This is a genomic window from Geodermatophilus sp. CPCC 205761 (assembly GCF_051383655.1).
Taxonomy (GTDB): Bacteria; Actinomycetota; Actinomycetes; order Mycobacteriales; family Geodermatophilaceae; genus Geodermatophilus.
The window spans coordinates 51334-71300 of record NZ_JALPKQ010000025.1; the positions used below are offsets into that span (position 1 = coordinate 51334).

Consider the following 19967-nt stretch of genomic DNA (forward strand, 5'->3'; position numbering starts at 1 on the left):
CGGTGCGACGGGCTACCAGCGGTGCGCGACGTCGATGACGAGCCGGTCGACGTGGGCGGAGCTGCCCTCGAGCACGAAGGCGCGGAACGGCAGTCGCGCCCGGACGCCGAGGCCGAGGTCGGAGCGGCCCTCGAAGGAGCCCAGCCAGGCCACCTGACGGAAGGTGCTGAAGCCGGCCACGTCCACCGCCTCCCGCCGGTTGCGGGGTGAGTACGTCGGCCGCCCGGCATCGTCGTGACCGGTCGCCCCCACCGTGATCTGCAGCGCGGCCCCGCCCCGCAGCGGCACGACGGCCCCGCTGCCGTCCTGGGTCACGGCGCGCACGTAGCGGACGTTGTAGGCGTCGAAGCCGCCCACCTCCGCGATGTCGACGACGAGCCGGTCGTAGCACGTGTGCCGGCCGGCCCGGACGTCGTCGACGAAGTTGTGCCCCGGGTCGTAGGGGTGCAGGGACTTGGCCTGCGACCCCCAGGTGATGCCGCAGTAGGGACTCGCGGCCGCCGCGGCGGGAGTGATCACCCCCAGCAGGGCCAGGACCGAGACGGCGAGGACGAAGAAACGGGAACGGGACCGGTTCATGGCGGGCCTCCTTGGTGTGCGCCGTCGGCAGCATCCGCCGACACGCCGAGACGGAGATAGACCTGTCGACACGTCGACTCGACGAAGAAGTTCGCATCGGAACGGCAACAACCGCCAAGCCCACCGGGCGTGGCTCCTGCGCAAGGCGGGCAGATCGTGCTAGGGCCACCCGAGTGGGGGACCTGGCTGCCGGTACCTGCCCGCGGACTCCGCGGTGGTCCACGATTCCCGCATGAGCCCCCGCCGGGACGACCCGGAGCAGCGGCCGCCCCGGTCGAACCTCGGGCAGGCCGGCACCCGCGCACTCGAGTTCGCCGAGAACGTCGTCTACACCGGCATCGCGCTGTTGCTCGTCGTGGCGGCGCTGGTGCTGCTGGCCCTCGCCGGGCGGACCACCTGGTCGGTGTTCACCGACTTCTCCCAGGCGCCCATGCTCGAGCTGCTCGACGTGCTGCTGCTGGTCTTCATCGTGGTGGAGCTGCTGTTCGCCGTCCGGACGACGGTGGAGAAGCGGGAGCTGGTCGCCGAGCCGTTCCTCGTCATCGGGGTGATCGCGTCGATCAAGGAGATCGTCGTGCTGTCGGTGGAGGCCGCCGGCGTCGTCGGGCGCGGCGCCGAGTTCACCGACCGGATCATCGAGATCGCCGTCCTCGGCGTGCTGGTCCTGCTGCTGGGCGCGACCTCGTGGCTGCTCCGGCGCAAGGAGCGCGAGCCCGACGAGGGCGAGGGCGGCGAGTCCGGGCGTGCCCGCGAGGCGCGCGGGTAGGCAGGGCCCGTGCCCAACGGACTCGCCGGGGCGACCAGCCCCTACCTGCTGCAGCACGCGGACAACCCGGTCGACTGGCGGCAGTGGGGGGAGGCGGCGTTCGCCGAGGCCCGCGAGCGGGACGTGCCGGTGCTGGTGTCGGTCGGCTACGCGGCCTGCCACTGGTGCCACGTCATGGCGCACGAGTCCTTCGAGGACGAGGCGACCGCGGCACAGATGAACGCCGACTTCGTCTGCGTGAAGGTCGACCGCGAGGAGCGGCCGGACGTCGACAGCGTCTACATGGCCGCCACCCAGGCGCTCACCGGGCACGGCGGCTGGCCGATGACGGTGTTCACCACCCCCGCCGGCGAGCCGTTCTACTGCGGCACCTACTACCCGCCCCGCCCGGCGCCCGGCATGCCCGCCTTCCGCCAGGTCCTGGCCGCGGTCACCGACGCCTGGACGACGCGGCGCGCAGAGCTGGAGGAGGCCAGCGGGCGGATCGTGCGGGCGATCTCCGCGCGGCTGGAACTGGGCGCCCCGGACCCGCTGCGGCCGGAGGCGCTCGACGCCGCGGCGCACTCGCTGGCCGGCAGCTACGACGAGCGGTGGGGCGGCTTCGGCGGAGCGCCCAAGTTCCCGCCGTCGATGGTGCTGGAGTTCCTGCTCCGCCACGCCGCCCGCACCGGCGACGCCGAGGCGCTGCGGATGGCCCGCGGCACGCTGGAGGCGATGGCCCGCGGCGGCATCCACGACCAGCTCGCCGGCGGGTTCGCGCGCTACTCCGTCGACGGCCAGTGGGTGGTGCCGCACTTCGAGAAGATGCTCTACGACAACGCGCTGCTCCTGCGCGTCTACGTGCACCTCTGGCGGGCGACGGGTGAGGGGTGGGCCCGGCGGGTCGCCGACGAGACCGCCGCCTTCCTCGTCCGGGACCTGGGCACGCCGGAGGGCGGCTTCGCCTCCGCGCTCGACGCCGACACCGAGGGCGTCGAGGGGCTCACCTACGTGTGGACGCCGGCGCAGCTGACCCAGGCGCTCGGCGCGGACGACGCCCGCTGGGCGGCCGAGGTGTTCGCCGTGACCGAGCGCGGCACGTTCGAGCACGGGACGTCGACCCTGCAGCTGGCCCGCATCCCGGACGACCCGGCCCGGTTCGCCTCGGTGCGCGAGCGGCTGTCCGCCGTCCGGGCCCGGCGGGCGCAGCCGGCTCGGGACGACAAGGTCGTCACCGCCTGGAACGGGCTGGCCGTCGCCGCGCTCGCCGAGCACGGCGTCCTCACCGGGGACGACGGGTCGGTGGCCGCCGCCCGCCGGGCCGCGGAGCTTGTCGCCTCCACGCACTGGGTGGACCGGCGGCTGCGACGGGCGTCCCGGGACGGGCTGGCCGGGACGCCGGCCGGCGTGCTGGAGGACTACGGCGACCTCGCGGAGGGGGTGCTCGCCCTGCACCAGGCCACGGGGGAGGGGCGGTGGCTGGAGCTCGCCGGCGACCTGCTCGACGTCGTCGCGGAGCAGTTCGTGGACGCCGACGGCTGGCACGACACCGCCTCCGACGCCGAGGCGCTCGTGCACCGGCCGTTCGACCCGGCCGACGGCCCGACGCCGGCCGGCATCGCGGCCGTGGCCGGCGCCGCCGTCACGTACTCGGCGCTGGCCGGGTCGCCGCGACACCGGGAGCTCGGCGAGGCGGCGGTCGGGTCGCTGGCGGCCCTGGTCGCCCAGGCGCCCCGGGCGGCCGGCTGGGCGGCGGCGGTCGGGGAGGCGCTGCTGGCCGGCCCGCTGGAGGTCGCGGTCAGCGGGCCGGCCGGGCCGGAGCGCGACGCCCTCGCGGCGGCCGCGCGGGCGTCCACCAGCCCCGGGGCGGTCGTCGTCGTGGGCGAGCCCGACGCCCCCGGGGTGCCGCTGCTGGCGGGGCGCCCGCTCGTGGACGGCCGGCCCGCCGCCTACGTCTGCCGGGGCTTCGTCTGCTCCGCCCCGGTGACGGGGGTGTCCGCTCTGGGCGGAGCGATGAACCCTTCCTGAGGACCGCTGACGGTCTTACCGTGTAAGCGTGTAATCACCACGCTGAGGGAGGCCGTCGTGCACGGACACCACCATCGTTTCTCCGACTCGCCGTTCGCGGGCATGCGCGGGGGCTTTCGCGGCGGCGGGTTCCGCGGCCGTGGACCGGGCGGCCGGGGTCGCGGGCCCGAGGCGCCGCCCCCGGTGGAGCGCGCCGAGGTCGCAGGCTGGTTCGCCGGCCGGCTCCCGGACGGCTGGTTCACCGGCCCGGTGGACCTCAGCATCGACCGGGACGAGATCACCGTCGTCGGCACGCTCGCCGAGCCCTCGCCGGGCGAGGGCGACCCCGCGGCCGCCCGCGCCGGCCGGATCTCCCGGTTCCGGGAGGAGACCCGTGAGCAGCGCATGGCCATCGCCGACGCCGCGCAGGAGCGCTACGGCCGCTCGGTCGCCTGGGGTGCGGCGTGCGGGGACGAGCACGAGCTGTTCACCAACCTCTCGGTCCCCGTGATGACCCGGTTGCGCCAGCCCGAGCGGCTCGTCCTCGACACGCTCGTCGACGCCGGCGTCGCCCGGTCGCGCTCCGAGGCGCTGGTGTGGGCCGTCCGGCTGGTCGGCCAGCACGCGGAGTCCTGGCTCGGCGAGCTGCGCGACGCCATGTCCGCGGTCGAGGAGGTGCGCGCGCGGGGTCCCCGGCCCGAGTGAGCGGTGCCAGGCTGGCGGCGTGCCCGAGCCGCTGGACCTGCTGCGCACCGCCTATCCCGACCTCACCGAGGTGCTCTCCTCGCTGAGCGCCGGGGAGGGCTGGCAGCCGACCGGCTGTGCCGGCTGGACGCCGGTGGACCTCGGGTTCCACCTGCTCAGCGACGCCCGGCGGGCTCTGGTCGCGCTCAACACGCCGGCGTCGGGCCCGGCGGACACCACGGCCGTCGACTACTGGCGGTCCTGGCGTCCGCCGGCGCCCGACGACGAGGACGAGCTGTGGAGCACCCGGGTGGCGGCCAGCGTGCAGGGCGGGTTCGGCGCGGTCCAGCGGCGCTACGCGGAGGCCTCGGCGGCGGTCGTCGTGGCGGCCGGGCGGGTGGCGCCCGACGCCGTCGTCCGCACCCAGGGCTCGACCCTGACCGTCGCCGACCTGCTGTCCACGCTCGTCGTCGAGGCCGCGGTCCACCACCTCGACCTGGTGCTCCACCTGGACCGGCCGGGGCCGGGCGCGGCGCCGCTGGCCGAGGTCCGCCGGGTGCTCGAGGGGTTGCTCGGCGGGCCGCTGCCCGCGTCGTGGGACGGCGTCACCGCGGCCCGCCGCGGCACCGGACGCGAGCCGCTGACCGCGGCGGACCGGGCCGAGATCGGGACGGCCGCGGAGCGCTTCCCGCTCTTCGGCTGAGCGGCGCGCGCCGGGCCGTCGTCGCGACCAGGGACACTGGGGGCGTGACCGCCGGCGCCGAGCTCCCGACCGCGACCGACGTCCTCGTCGTCGGAGCCGGCCCCGCGGGCTCGGCCGCCGCGGCCTGGGCGGCCCGGGCCGGGCACGACGTCGTGCTCGCCGACGCCGCGGCCTTCCCGCGCGACAAGACCTGCGGCGACGGACTGACGCCGCGCGCCATGGCCGAGCTCGACCACCTGGGCCTGGGGGACTGGGCCCGCGCCCGCGCCCGCAACCGCGGGCTGCGGGCGGCCGGTTTCGGTCGGGAGTGGCAGCTGCCCTGGCCCGGCGGGGAGTTCCCCGACCACGGCAGCGCCGTGCCGCGCACCGAGCTCGACGCCCGCATCCGCGAGGTCGCCCTGGCCCACGGCGCCGTTCCGCTGGACGGCGCCCGAGCCGTCGACGTGGAGCGCGACGGGGACCGGGTGACCGGCGTGGTGTTCGAGCTGCCCGACGACGAGACCGTCACCGTGGCGTGCCGGCGGCTGGTCGTCGCCGACGGCGTCCGTTCCCCGCTGGGGCGGGTGCTCGGCCGGGAGTGGCACCGGGAGACCGCCTACGGCGTCGCCGCCCGCGGCTACGTGCGCTCCGGGCGGGCGGACGACGAGTGGATCTCCTCCCACCTGGAGCTGCGCGGAGGCGCCGGGGAGCTGCTCTCCGGGTACGGCTGGGTGTTCCCCCTCGGGGCGGCGTCCGGGCAGGTGAACCTCGGCGTCGGCACGCTGGCCACCGCCCGCCGTCCGGCCGGGGTGCAGCTCAAGGCACTGCTGGAGGTCTACGCCGACGCCCGCCGCGAGGACTGGCGGCTGGACGGGCCGGTGGAGGCGCCGGCCTCGGCGCTGCTGCCGATGGGCGGCGCGGTGTCGAACGTCGCCGGGCGCAACTGGGCGCTGATCGGGGACGCCGCGGGCTGTGTGAACCCGCTCAACGGCGAGGGCATCGACTACGGCCTGGAGACCGGCCGGAGCATCGCCGGGCTGCTCGACGAGGACGACTGGTCGCTCGCCTGGCCGGCCACCCTGCGCCGGCACTACGGCGACGCGTTCTCCATCGCCCGTCGGCTGGCCGGCCTGCTGACCGTGCCGCGATTCCTCCCGGCCGCCGGGCCGGCGGGCATGCGGTCGCGGGCGTTGATGACGGTCGCCCTGCGGGTGATGGGCAACCTGGTCACCGAGGGCGACCGCGACGTCGTGGCCCGCGCCTGGCGGGCCGCCGGGCGGCTGTCGGTGCGGCTGGACGACCGTCCGCCGTTCCCCGCCGCCGATCTCCGGACGGCCTGACCGGCCCCCTCCAGGGCACCGCCCCGAGCGTGCGAGGGGTGGGGAGGAGGGGGTCCTTTCTCAGCCCAGGAACGGGCTGTTGTACATCGCGAAGTAGACGGCGATGTAGTGGCAGAGCGCGGCCACGACGGTCATCGCGTGGAAGACCTCGTGATAGCCGAAGACGCCCGGCCAGGGATTGGGCTTCTTGAGCGCGTAGGCGACGCCGCCCACCGTGTAGAGGACGCCGCCGACGGCCAGCAGCACCAGCGATGCCACGCCGGCGATGTGCAGGATGTCGGTGAGGATGAAGACCGCCACCCAGCCCAGCCCGATGTAGAGCGGCACCCCCACCCACCGCGGGGCGGTCGGCCAGGTCAGCTTGAGGCTGACCCCGGCCAGGGCGCCGGCCCAGACGCCGGCGAGGATCCAGAGACCGGTCGGCTGGTCGACGGCCAGCAGCGCGAACGGCGTGTACGTGCCGGCGATGAACAGGAAGATCATCGAGTGGTCGAGCCGCTTCATGATCTTCCAGCCGCGCGGTGACCAGCGGCGGCGGTGGTAGAGCGCGCTGATGCCGAACAGCCCGCAGATCGTCAGGCAGTAGACGGCGATGGAGAAGCCGGAGCGCGCGCCGAGCACCGAGGCCAGCGGCACGAGGACGGCGCCGGCGACGACGGCACCGAAGAAGGCGAACAGGTGCAGCCAGCCGCGCATCCGCGGCCGGGTGTCGGGGTGGTCCCAGTCGGCGTCGTCGAAGTCCTCGGCGGTCCAGGTCCGCTCGACCCGCTCGCCCTCCTGGAGGACGGTCGAGACCGCCTCCGTGCGCGGGGCCTCGAGCTCGGCACCGTCCGCCTCGATGCGCACCGGTTCGCGACCTTGGGGGGAAGCGCTCATGCACCCGAGGTTACGCAGCCGTAGGTGACCGGGCCGGGTGGCGAACCGGGGTCCCCGCCCTGCTCGGCCGTCACTGCCGGGGCGCGTGTGACCGGTGTGACTGGCGGGACACTGGGGCGACTGTGACGGAAGTCGCGAACGGGGCTGCTGGGACCCGGCACCGCTCCGGGAGACGGTTTTCCAGTGGGACCGGTCCGTCACGCGTTATCCCTTCATGACCTGCGCTTTCACCCACGGTGGTCACGCTCAGCACGCGGACGCTGCTGCTACGCCACGACGCGCTACCGAGTTGATCGCTTGGTATTCACCTGCTCACACACCGCTACCGTCCTCGTCGATGTTTCTCAAATTCTTCCTCGCCCGTCGCCTGCTCTCGGCTTGCGTGATCACCAGCGCCGTCGGAGGTGGCCTCGTCGTCAGCCATGAAGCCGTCTCCGTCGAGCAGTCGTCGTCGGCCGCCACCGCCGCTCCGGCGGAGACCAGCGCCCGCGCGGTCGCCGGCGACCGGGCGTCGCGGGACTCCCGCGAGTCCTCCTGGCGCCTGGCGCAGGGTGCGACTCCCACCACGCCCGCGCCGACGCAGTCGACCGAGGTCGTGCCCCCGCCGGTCGAGACGCCGGCGTCCGAGACCGCGGAGAGGGGCTCGACGTCGACCGGGTCCGCCGCGTCCGCCCCGAGCACGAGCCGCTCCGCCGCGCAGACGACCCAGCGCCCCGCGCCGGTGCCGGCACCCGCTCCGGTCGCGCCCCCGGCGCCGGTCGTGACCTCCGGCAGTGCCGTCCCGGCCCAGGACCTCCCGGGCTGGAACCTGGTGCTCGCCGAGGACTTCACCCGCGACGCCGCGCTCGGCCAGTTCGACTCCGTCTACCCGGGCTGGTCCGGCTACGACGGGTCGCAGGACACCTCGGGCAACGGCACGTACAACAGCGACGCCGTGGTCAGCGTGTCGGGCGGCGTGGTGGACAAGAACCTGCACTCGGGCAACGGCGGGGCCCAGGTCGCGGCGCTCACGCCGGCCATCGACGGCCAGGCCTGGGACGGCCAGCTCTACGGCCGGTACTCGGTGCGCTTCCGCGCCGACGACGTGCCCGGTTACAAGATCGCCTGGCTGCTGTGGCCGTCCAACGACGACTGGAGCCAGGGTGAGATCGACTTCCCCGAGGCCGACCTCGACAGCACGATCAGCGGCTTCGCGCACGACGTGACCGGCAACCCGTCGCGCAACGCGTGGCACATGAACACGGGTGCGTCGATGACCGACTGGCACACCGCGACGATCGAGTGGACGCCGGACAGCGTCACCTTCATCCTCGACGGCCAGGCGCAGTCGACCACCGACCGCAGCGCCATCCCGACCGACCCGATGCGCTGGGTGCTCCAGACCGAGACCGCGCTCGACGGCGGCGCCCCGAGCTCCGGCGCCGCGGGCCACGTGCAGGTCGACTGGGTGGCGGCCTGGTCGCGCGCTTGACCGCCACGTCCACGGGTGCCCCGGCGCCCCGTCCCGCTGCGGCCGGGCGGGGCGCCGGTGTCGTCGACCGGGTCGGCGCGGCTCCCGGACGCGGGCCTAGGGTGACCCCTGTGGGGGTGCGACAGTGGGTTCGCGACGTCCTCACCGGGGTGTACGAGCGGCGGCTGGCCGCCCAGCTGGAGGACGCCGAGGTGCCCCGCCACGTCGGGGTGATCGTCGACGGGAACCGCCGCTGGGCCCGGTCCATCGGGCTCGAGGACCCCAACGCCGGCCACCGCCGCGGCGCGGACAAGATCGCCGGTTTCCTCGGCTGGTGCGACGAGGCGGGCGTCGAGGTGGTCACCCTCTTCCTGCTCTCCACCGACAACCTCTCCCGCCCCGAGCCGGAGCTGGTGCCGCTGCTGCGGATCATCGAGGGGGTCGCCGAGGACCTCGCGGCTCCCGGCCGGCGCTGGCAGCTGCGTCCGGTGGGCGCGCTCGAGCTGCTCCCGGCCGAGACCGTCGCCGTCCTCAAGCAGGCGGAGGAGGAGACCCGGGACCGGCCGGGGGCCACGGTGAACCTCGCCGTCGGCTACGGGGGACGGCGGGAGATCGCCGACGCCGTCCGCTCGCTGCTCGCCGAGCACTCCGAACGGGGGACGACGCTCGACGAGCTCGTCGGGGTGCTCGACGTCGAGCACATCGCCGAGCACCTCTACACCCGCGGGCAGCCCGACCCCGACCTGGTGATCCGCACCAGCGGCGAGCAGCGGCTGTCCGGCTTCCTGCTCTGGCAGACCGCGCACTCGGAGTTCCACTTCACCGACGTCTACTGGCCCGACTTCCGGCGCGTGGACTTCCTGCGCGCGCTGCGAGCCTACGCCGCCCGGCACCGGCGCTTCGGCGGCTGAGAAACTCACCGCCGTGACGGCCCGACCTCTCGACGTCCCCCTGGAGTACGTGCGGCTGGGCCTGCGGTTCGACCGCCTGGAGTCCGGCTTCGTCGACGCCTACACCGGCGACCGCCGGATCCGCGCCGAGGTCGAGGACGAGCCGGCGCCCACGCCGCAGGGGCTGCGCGAGCGGGCGCGGGAGCTGCTGGGCGAACTCGCGGCCGCGGAGCTGCCGGCCGACCGCGCCGAGTTCCTGCACGGTCAGCTGACCGGCCTGGAGTGCAGCGCCCGGAAGATGAGCGGCGAGCCGGTCGCCTTCCTCGACGAGGTCGCCAGCTACTTCCAGGTCGAGCTGACGCTGGGCGACCCGGCGGCCTACGCCGCCGCGCACGCCGAGCTCGACGCGCTGCTGCCCGGCACCGGCCCGCTGACCGAGCGGTACGCCGCGCACCGGCGGCGCGAGGAGTGCCCGCCGGACCGGCTGGCCGACGCCGTCCAGGCGCTGTCCAGTGCGCTGCGCGACCGGGTGCGCGGGGAGTACGGGCTGCCCGAGGCGGAGACCGTGCGGTACGAGGTGGTCACCGACAAGCCGTGGTCGGGGTTCAACTACTACGAGGGCGACTACCGCTCCCGGGTGGCGATCAACGCCGACCTCCCGCACCGGCTGGGCCAGCTGCCGCACCTCGTCGCGCACGAGTCCTACCCCGGGCACCACACCGAGCACTGCCGCAAGGAGCAGGGGCTGGTCGAGCGCGCCGCGCGGCTGGAGCACACGGTCTTCCTGGTCAACACGCCGGAGTGCCTCATGGCCGAGGGGCTGGCCGACCTCGGGGTGCAGGCCTCGATCGGCGAGGGGTGGGGGCCGTGGGCCGCCGAGGTGCTCGCCGACCTCGGGCTGCGCTTCGACGGGCACCTGGCCGAGCGGGTCGCCGCCGCGGTGGCGCCGCTCAACCGGGTGCGCCAGGACGCCGCCGTCCTCCTGCACGACCGGGGTGCGGACGCCGACGAGGTGGCCGCGTACATCCAGCGGTGGTCGCTGGTGAGCGCCGACCGCGCCCGCCAGCAGCTGCGGTTCCTCACCCACCCGCTGTGGCGCGCCTACATCACCACCTACGTCGAGGGCTTCGACCTGCTGTCGACCTGGCTGGACGCCCGCCCGGCCGGCCAGCCGGTCGCCGACCGCTTCGTCCGGCTGCTCGACGAGCCGCTGACACCGGCCGCCGTCACCCGAGAGCTGCAGGCCGTCTGAGGCATGGCGCGGCGCACCTCGGAGGAGGCCCGCGACCTCGGCCTGTGGACGGCGGGGTGGCTGGCGGTGCTGCTGGTCGGCGGCATCTGGTGGGTGGGGGACCTCGCCCTGCAGTGGCCGGTGCTGCTGGTGCCGCTCGGATGGGCGCTGGTCGCCGTCCGGCCGCGCCGCCGGCCCTGGGACGGATGAGCCGGATGGTGCCCCGATAGGGGGACACGCCTCCGGACGGACACGTTCCTGTCACCTCCCGGGCCTACCGTCCGAGGTGGAGGACGAGCACACCTCGTCGTCCACGGGAGGCCCGGTTGGTGCAGACGTCTTCGTCGACCAGGGGGGCCGGAGCCCGGCCCCTGCGCCGGGACCCGGCCACCTTCGAGCCGGGGCGCGCACCGCGCCCCACGGGAGTCGACTCGTGAGTACTCGCCGCACGTTCGTCCTCGACACCTCCGTCCTGCTCTCCGACCCCGCCGCGCTGCTGCGCCTCGGCGACAACGACGTGGTGCTCCCGCTCGTCGTGATCGGGGAGCTCGAGGACAAGCGCAACCACCCGGAGCTCGGCTGGTTCGCCCGACAGGCCCTCCGCATGCTCGACGACCTGCGGGTGCAGTACGGCCGGCTGGACGCGCCGGTGCCCGTGGGGGAGGAGGGCGGCACGCTCCACGTCGAGCTGAACCACAGCGACCCGGCAGTGCTCCCGGCCGGCTTCCGCAACGACAGCAACGACAGCCGGATCATGGTCGTCGCGCTCAACCTGCGCGCCGAGGGCCACGACGTCTGCCTGGTCACCAAGGACGTCCCGCTCCGGGTCAAGGCGGCGGCCGTCGGCCTGGACACCGACGAGTACCGGGCCCTGGACGCCGTCGACGCCGGCTGGACGGGGATGGCGGAGTTGTCCCTGGACGACGCCGAGCTGGACGAGCTGTACGAGTCCGGGGAGGTGTTCGTGCCGGCCGCGGCCGAGCTGCCGCCGCACACCGGGCTGGTGCTGCTGTCCTCCCGCGGCTCGGCGCTCGGGCGGGTCACCCCCGACAAGCAGGTGCGGCTGGTGCGCGGCGACCGGGAGGCGTTCGGGCTGCACGGCCGCTCGGCGGAGCAGCGGGTGGCCCTGGACCTGCTGCTGGACCCGGAGATCGGCATCGTCTCCCTCGGCGGGCGGGCCGGCACCGGCAAGTCGGCGCTGGCGCTGTGCGCCGGGCTGGAGTCGGTGATGGAGCGCCGGGCGCACAAGAAGGTGGTCATCTTCCGGCCGCTGTACGCCGTCGGCGGCCAGGAGCTCGGATACCTGCCGGGCAGCGAGGGCGAGAAGATGTCGCCCTGGGCCCAGGCGGTCTACGACACCCTCGGCGCGCTGGTCTCCAAGGAGGTGCTCGAGGAGATCGCCTCCCGTGACCTCATCGAGGTGCTCCCGCTGACCCACATCCGCGGCCGGTCGCTGCACGACTCGTTCGTGATCGTCGACGAGGCGCAGTCGCTCGAGCGCGGGGTGCTGCTCACCGTGCTGTCCCGGCTGGGCTCCGGGTCGCGGGTGGTGCTGACCCACGACGTCGCCCAGCGGGACAACCTGCGGGTCGGCCGGCACGACGGCATCGCCGCGGTGGTCGAGCAGCTGAAGGGGCACCCGCTGTTCGCGCACGTGACGCTGACCCGCTCGGAGCGCTCGCCGATCGCCGCCCTGGTCACCGAGATGCTGGAGGACCTCCCCAGCTGACCCCGCCGGCCGACTCTTGCGGTCTCCTGCCCCCTTCCGCGGTGTTGCACCACCGCAACTGCGGGCGGGAGACCGCAAGAGCGGGCTCAGGCGGCGCGTGGGCCCCGGGAGAAGGCCCGGTGCAGGCGCGCGCCCACGACCCCGGGCCGGTCCAGGTCACCCCACGTCCAGCGGGCCATCTGCCAGCCCGCGTCGCGCATCTCGTCCTCGCGCAGCTTATCCTCGAACACCGCGTCTCCGGGGTCCTGACCCGGCCGGAGGAGTCGCCCGTACTTCACCCGCCCGTCGAACTCGCCCAGCGTCCGCTGCGCGTGCCAGCCGAAGTCGCTCCGGCCGACGACGCTGCCGTCGGGGCGCTCCACACGTACCTGCAGTTCCGGTGCCGGGAGGCCGATCCGCCGGATCAGCACGCGGCTCCGGCTCTCGCCGACGCTCCCGCTCCGCCCGTCGGCGAACTGCAGCACCCGGGCGGCCCGGCGCGCTCCCGGGACCGGCCCCATGTCGGCGAGGCAGGCGGTCAGTGACGCGGGGACGACCGTGCGGGCCGCGAGCGCGGCGTCCGCGGCCACGACAGCCGGCTCGAACGGGAGCGTGCGCGCGAGGTCGACGACCGTGCGGGCGACGTCGGTGACGAGGACGCCGTCGACGACGGTGACCTGGTCGTCGGGGAGCCGGGCGACGTGGAGGTGCACGCGCGCACTGCCGCTGCCCGCCGCGGGTGGCCGGCGGATCAGGTGCACCCGGGTCGTGGATGTGCCCCAGAGCGGCAGACCGTGCAGGACCGCGGCCGAGGTGTGGCTGACGACGCCGGGTCGGCGCAGCCCGGCGACCGTTGCGGCCACCACGAGGCGGTGCCGCTCGACGTCCGTTCCCGGGGCCAGGTACGCACCGCGCTGGAGGCGTTCGAGGTCACCGCGGCGGACCAGCCGGGCCAGTTCGCCGTCCGACAGCCCTTCGGCGAGGGCGTCGGCACGCCGCAGCAGGCCGCGCCAGGACTCGAGTTGGCTCACCCGGCGAGCGTGGCCTCGGAGTTCTGCGCGGAGACCGCACTCGGCGGATCTGTGGACGGCGCCGTGCGCTCTTGCGGTGTCTCGCGCGCTCCTGCGGTCGTGCAGGACCGCAACAGCAATCACGACACCGCGGGAGCGGGTCAGGGGACGGGGAGTTCCCGCTCCGGCTCGGGCTCGCGGTCCGCGGCGGCGGGAGGACGGCGGGGTGTCCCGGCCCAGCGGAGCAGCGCCACCGCGCCCCATCCGGCGGCCAGGCACCACGGCAGCCGGAGGGCGACCTCGTCGAGGGAGAGGCCGCCCCGCAGCCCGAGCGCGATGACCGGCAGCGCGAGCAGGAACCCCACCGCGAGCACGTCCCACCGCAGCGGGCTCATGCCCCGGAGGTCTCCAGCCGCTCGCACAGCAGCGACGCCCAGCGGTGCGCGGTCGCCCGGGCACCGTCGAGGAGGGCCACGGGCGTGGTCGTGCGGCCCAGGACCGCGGCCGGGTCAGCGGTGAGGTCGGTGTCCTGCACCATCAGCGCGTCCACGCGGGCCAGCCCGTCCAGCCACGGACCGACGTCCTCCGGCTTGCGGGTGGCCTCGACCACGGCCCAGACGCCGGCCGGCGCGAAGACCGCGATCATCTGCTCCAGCCAGGCACCGCCACCGGCACGCAGCGGGGCGTCGACCGCCACGATCGTCAGCGTGCCGGACCGGTCGGCCTCCTGCTTGCGCTCGAGCGCGACCTCGATGCTGCTCACCCGGCTGCTGCGCGGGGCCAGCGCGGCGAGGTCGCCACGGGTGGCCCACTGCAGGCGCTCGCCGTCCAGTCGCAGGGAGGCGGCCAGCGAGCGCGCCGCGGCGAGGGTCTCCACGCCGGGACCGACGAGGAGCAGGACCTCACCCTGGCCGCTGGGCAGCGCCGGTGCGGTGGGCAGGCCGGCGGCCAGGGCGCGGGTGAGCGCCGCGTAGGTGCCGCGGCGGGCGATCTCGGCGGGGAAGTCGCCGCCGAGCAGCCGCTCGGGCACGCCCAGCTCCAGCAGGCGGCACACGACCGCCTCCTCGGCCGCGCCGACGACCGGGCCGGAACCGCCCCCGACCGGCGGGCGCTCGCGCACCGAGGTCACCACCATGGGCGCGCTCCGCCGCCAGGACGCGGCGCGCTTGTCCACCGGCAGGCGGGTGACCGTGGCGAGCCCGCCGCCCTGGCCGCCCGAGGCACGGGCCACCTGGTGACCCGCGGCGGCCGACGGACGGCGGATCGCCGGCGGCACCGGCGGTCGCGAGAGCAGGGGCGGGACGGCGAGCGCGGTGCCCGGCGCCGGCGGCGGCAGCAGCGACAGCGGGGGCAGGACGGTGGTGGCGTCCATCGGCAGCGGGGCCGGGTCGCTGGCGGTCGGGGCGAGCACCTCCGCGACCACCTCCCACTCGTCGGCCTCGGCGTCGGCGTCGACCCACACGGGGATCTCGGCGGTGTGCGCCTCGGCGAAGGCGTAGTCGTAGTCGTCGACGGGAGACGCCGGGGCCTCGACGTGCTCCGGCGCGGAGGAGCCGGCCAGCACCCCGCGGAGCAGTTGCGTCAGCGCCGCGTCGGACGTGTCGTGGGCCAGCGCCGCGCGCAGCACCTCGGCGATCGCCTCCTCGCGGCAGGTGATCGGCCCGGTGGTGAAGTCCGGCTCGCTGACCCACTCGGGCACGGGGACCGGCTCGGGCTCGGGGACGGGCACGGGGACCGGCTCGGGTGCGGCGGCGGGCTCGGGCGCGGGGGCCGGCTCGACCACGGCGACCGGCTCGGTCACGGCGACGGGCACGGCGACCGGCTCGACCACCGGGGACGGGGGCGCGACGGTGGCGGTCGGGGCCGGACCCCACAGGACGTCCGGCGAGACGGGCTCGACGACCGGGGTCGCGGCTACGGGCGCGGCCGGGGCGGCCGCGACCGGCGGAGCCGGGGAAGCCGCGACGACCGGCTGCTCCTCCACCGGCGCGAGGAACTCCTCGACCGGAGCCTGCGGCTCCCAGCTCGGCGCCTCGACGACCGGCGGGGGCGCCGGTGCGGCCATCGGCACCACGGCCTCGGGCGTGGGCACCGGCGCGTGGGCGGCGGGCGTGGCGGCGAGCGCCTCGGCCACGGCGTCACGGACGTCGATGTCGGCGGTCACCATCTGCGCCAGTGCGGCGGTGAACGGCGACGGCGCGAGGGGGGCGTCGTCGAGCACCGCGGCCGGGGCCGGAGCCGCCGTGCGCTGCGGCGTCACGCGCGGCGCGGCGGTCCGGGGAGCCGACGCAGCCGGGAACCCGGCCGACGACGGAGCCGCGGCCCGGGGCGGCGCGGCGTGAGACGACGCCTGGGGGGCGCGCCCGGCCGCGGCGCGCCCGGCCGCGGCGCGCCCGGCGGGCCGGTCGCTGCGCGGACAGGAGGAGCGGGAGTACAGGTCGACGCCGTCGTCGGCACCACCGGCGAACAGCCCGGCGACCTCGTCGACCGGGTCCGGCAGCACGGGGTCCCGACGCAGCGCGGCCTCGATGCGGGCTGCGGACTCGGCCCGGGACGCCGGCCGGCGCTCCACCGCGGGAGCGGGGGCGACCTCCTCCACCTCGGCGACGAAGCGCTCGGTGGTGAAGAAGCCCATGACCCCGCCCGAGCGGACCCGGCGGATGCCGACGATGCGGACCGACGACCCGTACTTCTCGCGCGCTGCGGCGATGGCGGCCTCGCGCGAGGCGGCCTCAACGGATGGCAACGGCACCGTTCACCACTCCCAGTGACTCGATCTGGGCCGTCCGGGAGACCTCCGTGTAGGAGATCACCGGCAGGCGGGGGAGGATCTGACGCATCAGGCGGGACAGGGCTGCCCGGACCTGGGGGGAACACACGAGCACGGGGGACAGGCCCAGCCGCTCGGCGTCGCCGAGCAGGCCGGTGCACCCGTTGACGAGCGCGTCGACCGTGCCGGCGTCGAGCGCCAGCACCTGGCCGCCCTCGCTCTGCCGCACCGACTCCAGGAGCCGCTGCTCGAACGCGGGGTCGAGGGTGAGCACGTGCAGCCGCTCGTCCGGCGTGACGTACGGGTGGCTGATGGCCGACCCGAGCGCCGCGCGGGCGGCCTCGACCAGGCCGTCGACGTCGGTGGAGATCTTCGCCCGGACCGACAGAGCCTCGAAGATGCGCACCAGGTCGCGGATGGAGACGTTCTCCTCCAGCAGGCCGTGCAGCACCCGCTGGATCTCGCCCAGGGTGAGCAGCGTCGGGGTGAGCTCCTCGACGACGACCGGGTGGGTGCGGCGGACCATCTCCACGAGCACCCGCACGTCCTCTCGGCCGAGCAGTTCGGCGGCGTGCTGCCGGACGACCTCGGCCAGGTGGGTGGTGATGACCGAGGAGCGGTCGACGACGGTGGCGCCGGCCATCTCGGCCTGCCGCTGCAGTTCGACCGGCACCCACTTGGCGGGCAGACCGAAGACCGGCTCGCGGGTCGCCTTGCCGGGCAGCCCGTCGAGGGCGTCGCCGATGGCCAGCACGGTCCCGGCCGGCGAGATGCCCTTGGCGGCCGGGACGCCGTTGAGCCAGATGACGTACTGCGAGGACGGCAGGTCCAGGTTGTCGCGCGTGCGCACCAGCGGGATGACCAGCCCGGTGTCCATCGCGACCTTCCGGCGCAGCGCCTTGACGCGGTCGAGCAGGTCCCCACCGCGCGCGCTGTCGACCAGGTCGACCAGGTCGAAGGCCACCTCGAGCTCCAGCGGGTCCACCCGCATCTTCTCGGCGATCGCCTCGGGGGAGTCGGGGGAGGGCTCGTCGTCCGCGGCGGCGGCCGGCGCGGCGTCGTCGTCCTCCAGCGGGGTCTCCTGCATGCGGGCGGCCATGAGCAGGAACAGCCCACCGATGACGAGGAACGGCAGCTTGGGCAGACCGGGGATCAGGCACAGGGCGATCGCGGCGCCGCCGGCGATGCGCACCGGCTGCTTGAACCGGCCGAGCTGGGCGAGCAGGTCGCTGCCCATGTCCCCGTCGGAGGCCGAGCGGGTGACGATGATGCCGGTCGCGGTGGACAGCAGCAGCGCCGGGATCTGGGAGACCAGGCCGTCGCCGACGGTCAGCAGCGAGTAGGTGGAGACGGCGTCACCGGGCGCCATGCCCAGCTGCAGGACGCCGATGGCCATGCCGCCGATCAGGTTGATCAGCGTGATGATGATGGCGGCGATGGCGTCGCCCTTGACGAACTTCGACGCGCCGTCCATCGAGCCGTAGAAGTCGGCCTCGGCGGTGACCTCGGAACGCCGCCGGCGAGCCTGCTTCTCGTTGATCAAACCGGCGTTGAGGTCGGCGTCGATGGCCATCTGCTTGCCGGGCATCGCGTCGAGGGTGAACCGGGCACCGACCTCGGCGACGCGGCCGGCACCGTTGGTGATGACGACGAACTGGATGATCGTCAGGATCACGAAGATCACCAGACCGACGATCAGCGAGCCGCCGATCACGAAGTGCCCGAAGGCCTCGATGACCTTGCCGGCGTAGCCGTCGGTCAGCACCAGCCGCGTCGAGGAGACGTTGAGCGCCAGCCGGAGCAGCGTGGCGATGAGGATCAGCGACGGGAAGACGGCGAAGTCCAGGGGCCGCTTGATCTGCATGGCGACCAGCAGGATGAGCAGCGACGCGGTGATGTTGAGGCCGAGCAGCAGGTCCAGGACCGCGGCCGGCAGGGGGACCACCAGCATCAGGACGATGGCGACGACGCCGATCGGGACGGCCGCCTTCGTCACCTTGTGCACGAGTGAACTCATCGGCAGTTCGGCTTGAGCGGGGCACGGCCGGGACGTCGCCCGCCCCACCCGTCACGCCCGCCCCAGGGGCACCTCAGCGCCGGCGGCGGCCGGCCACGGGGAGGTCGTCGACGTCCGGCGCGGCGAAACCGGGCCGGTGGAACCCGCCGCGGACGCCGCGGGCCGACAGTTGCATGACGAAGGCCAGCACCCGCGCCACCGCGGTGAACAGCTGGGCGGGGACCTCCTGGCCGATGTCGCAGGAGGCGTGCAGCGCCCGGGCGAGCGGGATGTCCTGCACCATCGGCACCCGCGCCTCGGCGGCCTTCTCGCGCAGCGTGGCGGCGATCTCGTCGGCGCCCTTGGCGACCACCCGCGGGGCGCCGCGGTCGGCCTGGTACTTGAGCGCGACCGCCACGTGGGTGGGGTTGACCAGCAGGACGTCGGCCGTGGCGACCTCGCTCATCATCCGGTTGCGCGACATCGCCATCTGGGTGGCGCGACGCTGCGCCTTCATGTGCGGGTCGCCCTCGGACTGCTTGTGCTCCTGCTGGATCTCGTACTTGCTCATCTTGAGCTTCTTCATGATCTGCTGGCGGACCACGAGGTAGTCGGCGACCGCGATGACCAGGCCGGTGACCGCGACGACCCGGAACATGAGCACCGCCGAGTCGGTGAAGGTCTCGGCGACGGCCGCGAGCGGCAGGGCGCCCGACGCCGAGACCAGCTCCTGCGCCCGGCCGCTGGTCACGATGACGACGGTCAGCAGGGCGGCGGTCTTGATGACGGCCTTGGCGGCCTCCCAGATGCCGTGGGTGCCGAACATCCGCTTGATCCCGGGGAACGGGTTGAGCTTCTTCAGCGTCGGCTTCATCGGCTTGGCCGACACGGAGATCCCGCCCTGGGCGGCGGAGGCCACGACACCGACCACCATGAGCCCGAGGGCCATCGGCAGCAGCGCCGTCAGGAACGTGGTCAGCGCCTGGCCGAAGAGCGCGGACAGGGCGCTGGCCTCGGGCCGGGTGGCGACCACGCCGATCTGGACGAACAGCCGGCCGACCCCATCGAAGGCGTTGCCGACGAGCACGGGCAGCAGCACGCTCGCCGCCGCCGCGCCCAGCCAGGTGCCCAGCTCCTGGGTGCGCGGGATCTGGCCGTCCTTGCGCGCCTCCTTGAGACGCTTCGGAGTCGGCTTCTCGGTCTTCTCGCCACCGGGACCGTCCTTGGCCACGGGTCAACCGCTCCGCAGGGAGACCATGGCCCGCGTCGCGGTCTCGAGCAGCTCGTCGAGGGCCGTCGGGAGCAGCGGGAAGGTGAGGCCGAGCAGCGTCAGCGTCAGCATGATCTTGACCGGGAAGCCGAACGCGAAGATGTTCAGCGCCGGCGCGGCCTTGCTGAGCAGCGCCAGGGCGACGTCGGCCAGCAGGAGCACCGCCACCATGGGCCCGGCGATCTGCAGCGCGGCCAGGAACATCATCGAGAACGCCGTGATCAGCACCTGCCCGAGCTGGTCGGTCGGGATGCCGCCGGCGACCGGAAGCCCCTCGTAGGACGTGGCGAAGCCGCGCACGATGAGCAGGTGACCGCCGCTGGTGAACAGCAGCGTCGTCGCGAGCAGGTGGTGCAGCCGGCCGATGGCGGAGTTGGTGGTCATCGACATCGGGTCGTAGGCCGGCTGCAGCGTGAAGCCACCGGTCATGTCGATGAGGTCACCGGCGTACTGGACGGCGGCGAACAGCAGCTGGACGAGGAAACCCAGCGCGGCGCCGACGACCACTTCGGTGACCGCGCCGACGACGAGGAACCCGGTGGTCGGCTCGGGCAGCTCCGGGGCGATGCGGGTCATCAGCGCCACGGAGAGCGCCATGGCGAGCGCGCCCTTCACCGGAGCCGGGATGGCCCGGGAGTTGAACGGCGGCGACAGCAGGACGAAACCGGCCGCGCGGGCGGTGCCGAGCAGCAGCGCCGCGAGCGTCGTGGCCGGGACCTCGAGGTCCAC

Annotated in this window: 18 protein-coding genes; 10 read left to right on the forward strand and 8 right to left on the reverse strand. The window is 74.7% G+C overall.

Features of this window, described 5'->3' with window-relative positions; genetic code table 11:
- Positions 1-12 precede the first annotated feature (12 nt).
- The gene (locus MY526_RS16065) at positions 13-579 is read right to left on the reverse strand and encodes an AMIN-like domain-containing (lipo)protein (RefSeq protein ID WP_436695702.1); all 567 of its coding nucleotides are present in this window, start codon (positions 577-579) and stop codon (positions 13-15) included.
- 232 nt (positions 580-811) lie between these two features.
- Between MY526_RS16065 and MY526_RS16070 the strand changes: the two genes are divergently transcribed.
- From MY526_RS16070 to MY526_RS16090, 5 genes are all read left to right on the forward strand, one after another.
- Complete coding sequence (locus tag MY526_RS16070; RefSeq protein WP_436695703.1) at positions 812-1345, forward strand: phosphate-starvation-inducible PsiE family protein; 534 nt, start codon at positions 812-814, stop codon at positions 1343-1345.
- 9 nt (positions 1346-1354) lie between these two features.
- Positions 1355-3352 carry a thioredoxin domain-containing protein gene (locus MY526_RS16075; RefSeq protein WP_436704458.1) on the forward strand — a complete coding sequence of 666 codons (1998 nt, stop codon included), beginning with the start codon at positions 1355-1357 and terminating at the stop codon, positions 3350-3352.
- Between the two features lie 183 nt (positions 3353-3535).
- A complete protein-coding gene (locus tag MY526_RS16080) occupies positions 3536-4036 on the forward strand; it encodes a hypothetical protein (protein ID WP_436695452.1) in 501 nt (166 codons plus the stop codon).
- A gap of 19 nt (positions 4037-4055) precedes the next feature.
- Complete coding sequence (locus tag MY526_RS16085) at positions 4056-4718, forward strand: maleylpyruvate isomerase N-terminal domain-containing protein (RefSeq protein ID WP_436704460.1); 663 nt, start codon at positions 4056-4058, stop codon at positions 4716-4718.
- Between the two features lie 44 nt (positions 4719-4762).
- Positions 4763-6037 carry a geranylgeranyl reductase family protein gene (locus MY526_RS16090; protein ID WP_436695454.1) on the forward strand — a complete coding sequence of 425 codons (1275 nt, stop codon included), beginning with the start codon at positions 4763-4765 and terminating at the stop codon, positions 6035-6037.
- 60 nt (positions 6038-6097) lie between these two features.
- Here MY526_RS16090 and trhA read toward each other — a convergent pair whose 3' ends face one another.
- Positions 6098-6913 (reverse strand): PAQR family membrane homeostasis protein TrhA, encoded by an 816-nt coding sequence (gene trhA, locus MY526_RS16095; protein ID WP_436704462.1) that lies wholly within the window; start codon positions 6911-6913, stop codon positions 6098-6100.
- Between the two features lie 337 nt (positions 6914-7250).
- On the opposite strand from trhA, the gene MY526_RS16100 reads away from it, so the two are divergent.
- From MY526_RS16100 to MY526_RS16120, 5 genes are all read left to right on the forward strand, one after another.
- Entirely contained in the window at positions 7251-8384 is a 1134-nt protein-coding gene (locus MY526_RS16100; RefSeq protein WP_436704464.1) for a glycoside hydrolase family 16 protein, read from the forward strand.
- Positions 8385-8494: 110 nt separating this feature from the next.
- Complete coding sequence (locus MY526_RS16105) at positions 8495-9274, forward strand: isoprenyl transferase (protein ID WP_436695457.1); 780 nt, start codon at positions 8495-8497, stop codon at positions 9272-9274.
- A 13-nt stretch (positions 9275-9287) separates the two neighbouring features.
- Complete coding sequence (locus MY526_RS16110; protein WP_436704466.1) at positions 9288-10505, forward strand: DUF885 domain-containing protein; 1218 nt, start codon at positions 9288-9290, stop codon at positions 10503-10505.
- A 3-nt stretch (positions 10506-10508) separates the two neighbouring features.
- Positions 10509-10694, forward strand: coding sequence for a hypothetical protein (locus tag MY526_RS16115; protein ID WP_436695459.1), 186 nt, complete (start codon positions 10509-10511; stop codon positions 10692-10694).
- 223 nt (positions 10695-10917) lie between these two features.
- Positions 10918-12213 (forward strand): PhoH family protein, encoded by a 1296-nt coding sequence (locus tag MY526_RS16120; RefSeq protein ID WP_436695460.1) that lies wholly within the window; start codon positions 10918-10920, stop codon positions 12211-12213.
- Positions 12214-12299: 86 nt separating this feature from the next.
- Here MY526_RS16120 and MY526_RS16125 read toward each other — a convergent pair whose 3' ends face one another.
- The 6 genes from MY526_RS16125 to fliR all read right to left on the reverse strand — a co-directional run bounded on the left by MY526_RS16125 (position 12300) and on the right by fliR (position 19967).
- On the reverse strand, positions 12300-13223 hold the full coding sequence (locus MY526_RS16125; protein WP_436704467.1) for a type IV toxin-antitoxin system AbiEi family antitoxin domain-containing protein: 924 nt from the start codon (positions 13221-13223) through the stop codon (positions 12300-12302).
- A 140-nt stretch (positions 13224-13363) separates the two neighbouring features.
- Positions 13364-13597 carry a hypothetical protein gene (locus MY526_RS16130; RefSeq protein WP_436695462.1) on the reverse strand — a complete coding sequence of 78 codons (234 nt, stop codon included), beginning with the start codon at positions 13595-13597 and terminating at the stop codon, positions 13364-13366.
- Positions 13594-15948 carry a hypothetical protein gene (locus MY526_RS16135; RefSeq protein WP_436704469.1) on the reverse strand — a complete coding sequence of 785 codons (2355 nt, stop codon included), beginning with the start codon at positions 15946-15948 and terminating at the stop codon, positions 13594-13596. The genes MY526_RS16130 and MY526_RS16135 overlap by 4 nt, the downstream gene beginning before the upstream one ends.
- Complete coding sequence (flhA, locus tag MY526_RS16140) at positions 15935-17977, reverse strand: flagellar biosynthesis protein FlhA (RefSeq protein WP_436704471.1); 2043 nt, start codon at positions 17975-17977, stop codon at positions 15935-15937. Before flhA ends, MY526_RS16135 begins: the two co-directional genes overlap by 14 nt.
- A gap of 85 nt (positions 17978-18062) precedes the next feature.
- On the reverse strand, positions 18063-19199 hold the full coding sequence (locus tag MY526_RS16145) for an EscU/YscU/HrcU family type III secretion system export apparatus switch protein (RefSeq protein ID WP_436704473.1): 1137 nt from the start codon (positions 19197-19199) through the stop codon (positions 18063-18065).
- A 3-nt stretch (positions 19200-19202) separates the two neighbouring features.
- Positions 19203-19967 (reverse strand): flagellar biosynthetic protein FliR, encoded by a 765-nt coding sequence (fliR, locus tag MY526_RS16150; RefSeq protein ID WP_436695466.1) that lies wholly within the window; start codon positions 19965-19967, stop codon positions 19203-19205.

Excerpts from the sequence above, each read along its gene's own strand:
- MY526_RS16065 (WP_436695702.1), bottom strand. The coding sequence starts at position 579 with ATGAACCGGTCCCGTTCCCGTTTCTTCGTCCTCGCCGTCTCGGTCCTG.
- MY526_RS16070 (WP_436695703.1), top strand. The coding sequence starts at position 812 with ATGAGCCCCCGCCGGGACGACCCGGAGCAGCGGCCGCCCCGGTCGAAC.
- trhA (WP_436704462.1), bottom strand. The coding sequence starts at position 6,913 with ATGAGCGCTTCCCCCCAAGGTCGCGAACCGGTGCGCATCGAGGCGGAC.
- MY526_RS16100 (WP_436704464.1), top strand. The coding sequence starts at position 7,251 with ATGTTTCTCAAATTCTTCCTCGCCCGTCGCCTGCTCTCGGCTTGCGTG.
- MY526_RS16115 (WP_436695459.1), top strand. The coding sequence starts at position 10,509 with ATGGCGCGGCGCACCTCGGAGGAGGCCCGCGACCTCGGCCTGTGGACG.
- MY526_RS16130 (WP_436695462.1), bottom strand. The coding sequence starts at position 13,597 with ATGAGCCCGCTGCGGTGGGACGTGCTCGCGGTGGGGTTCCTGCTCGCG.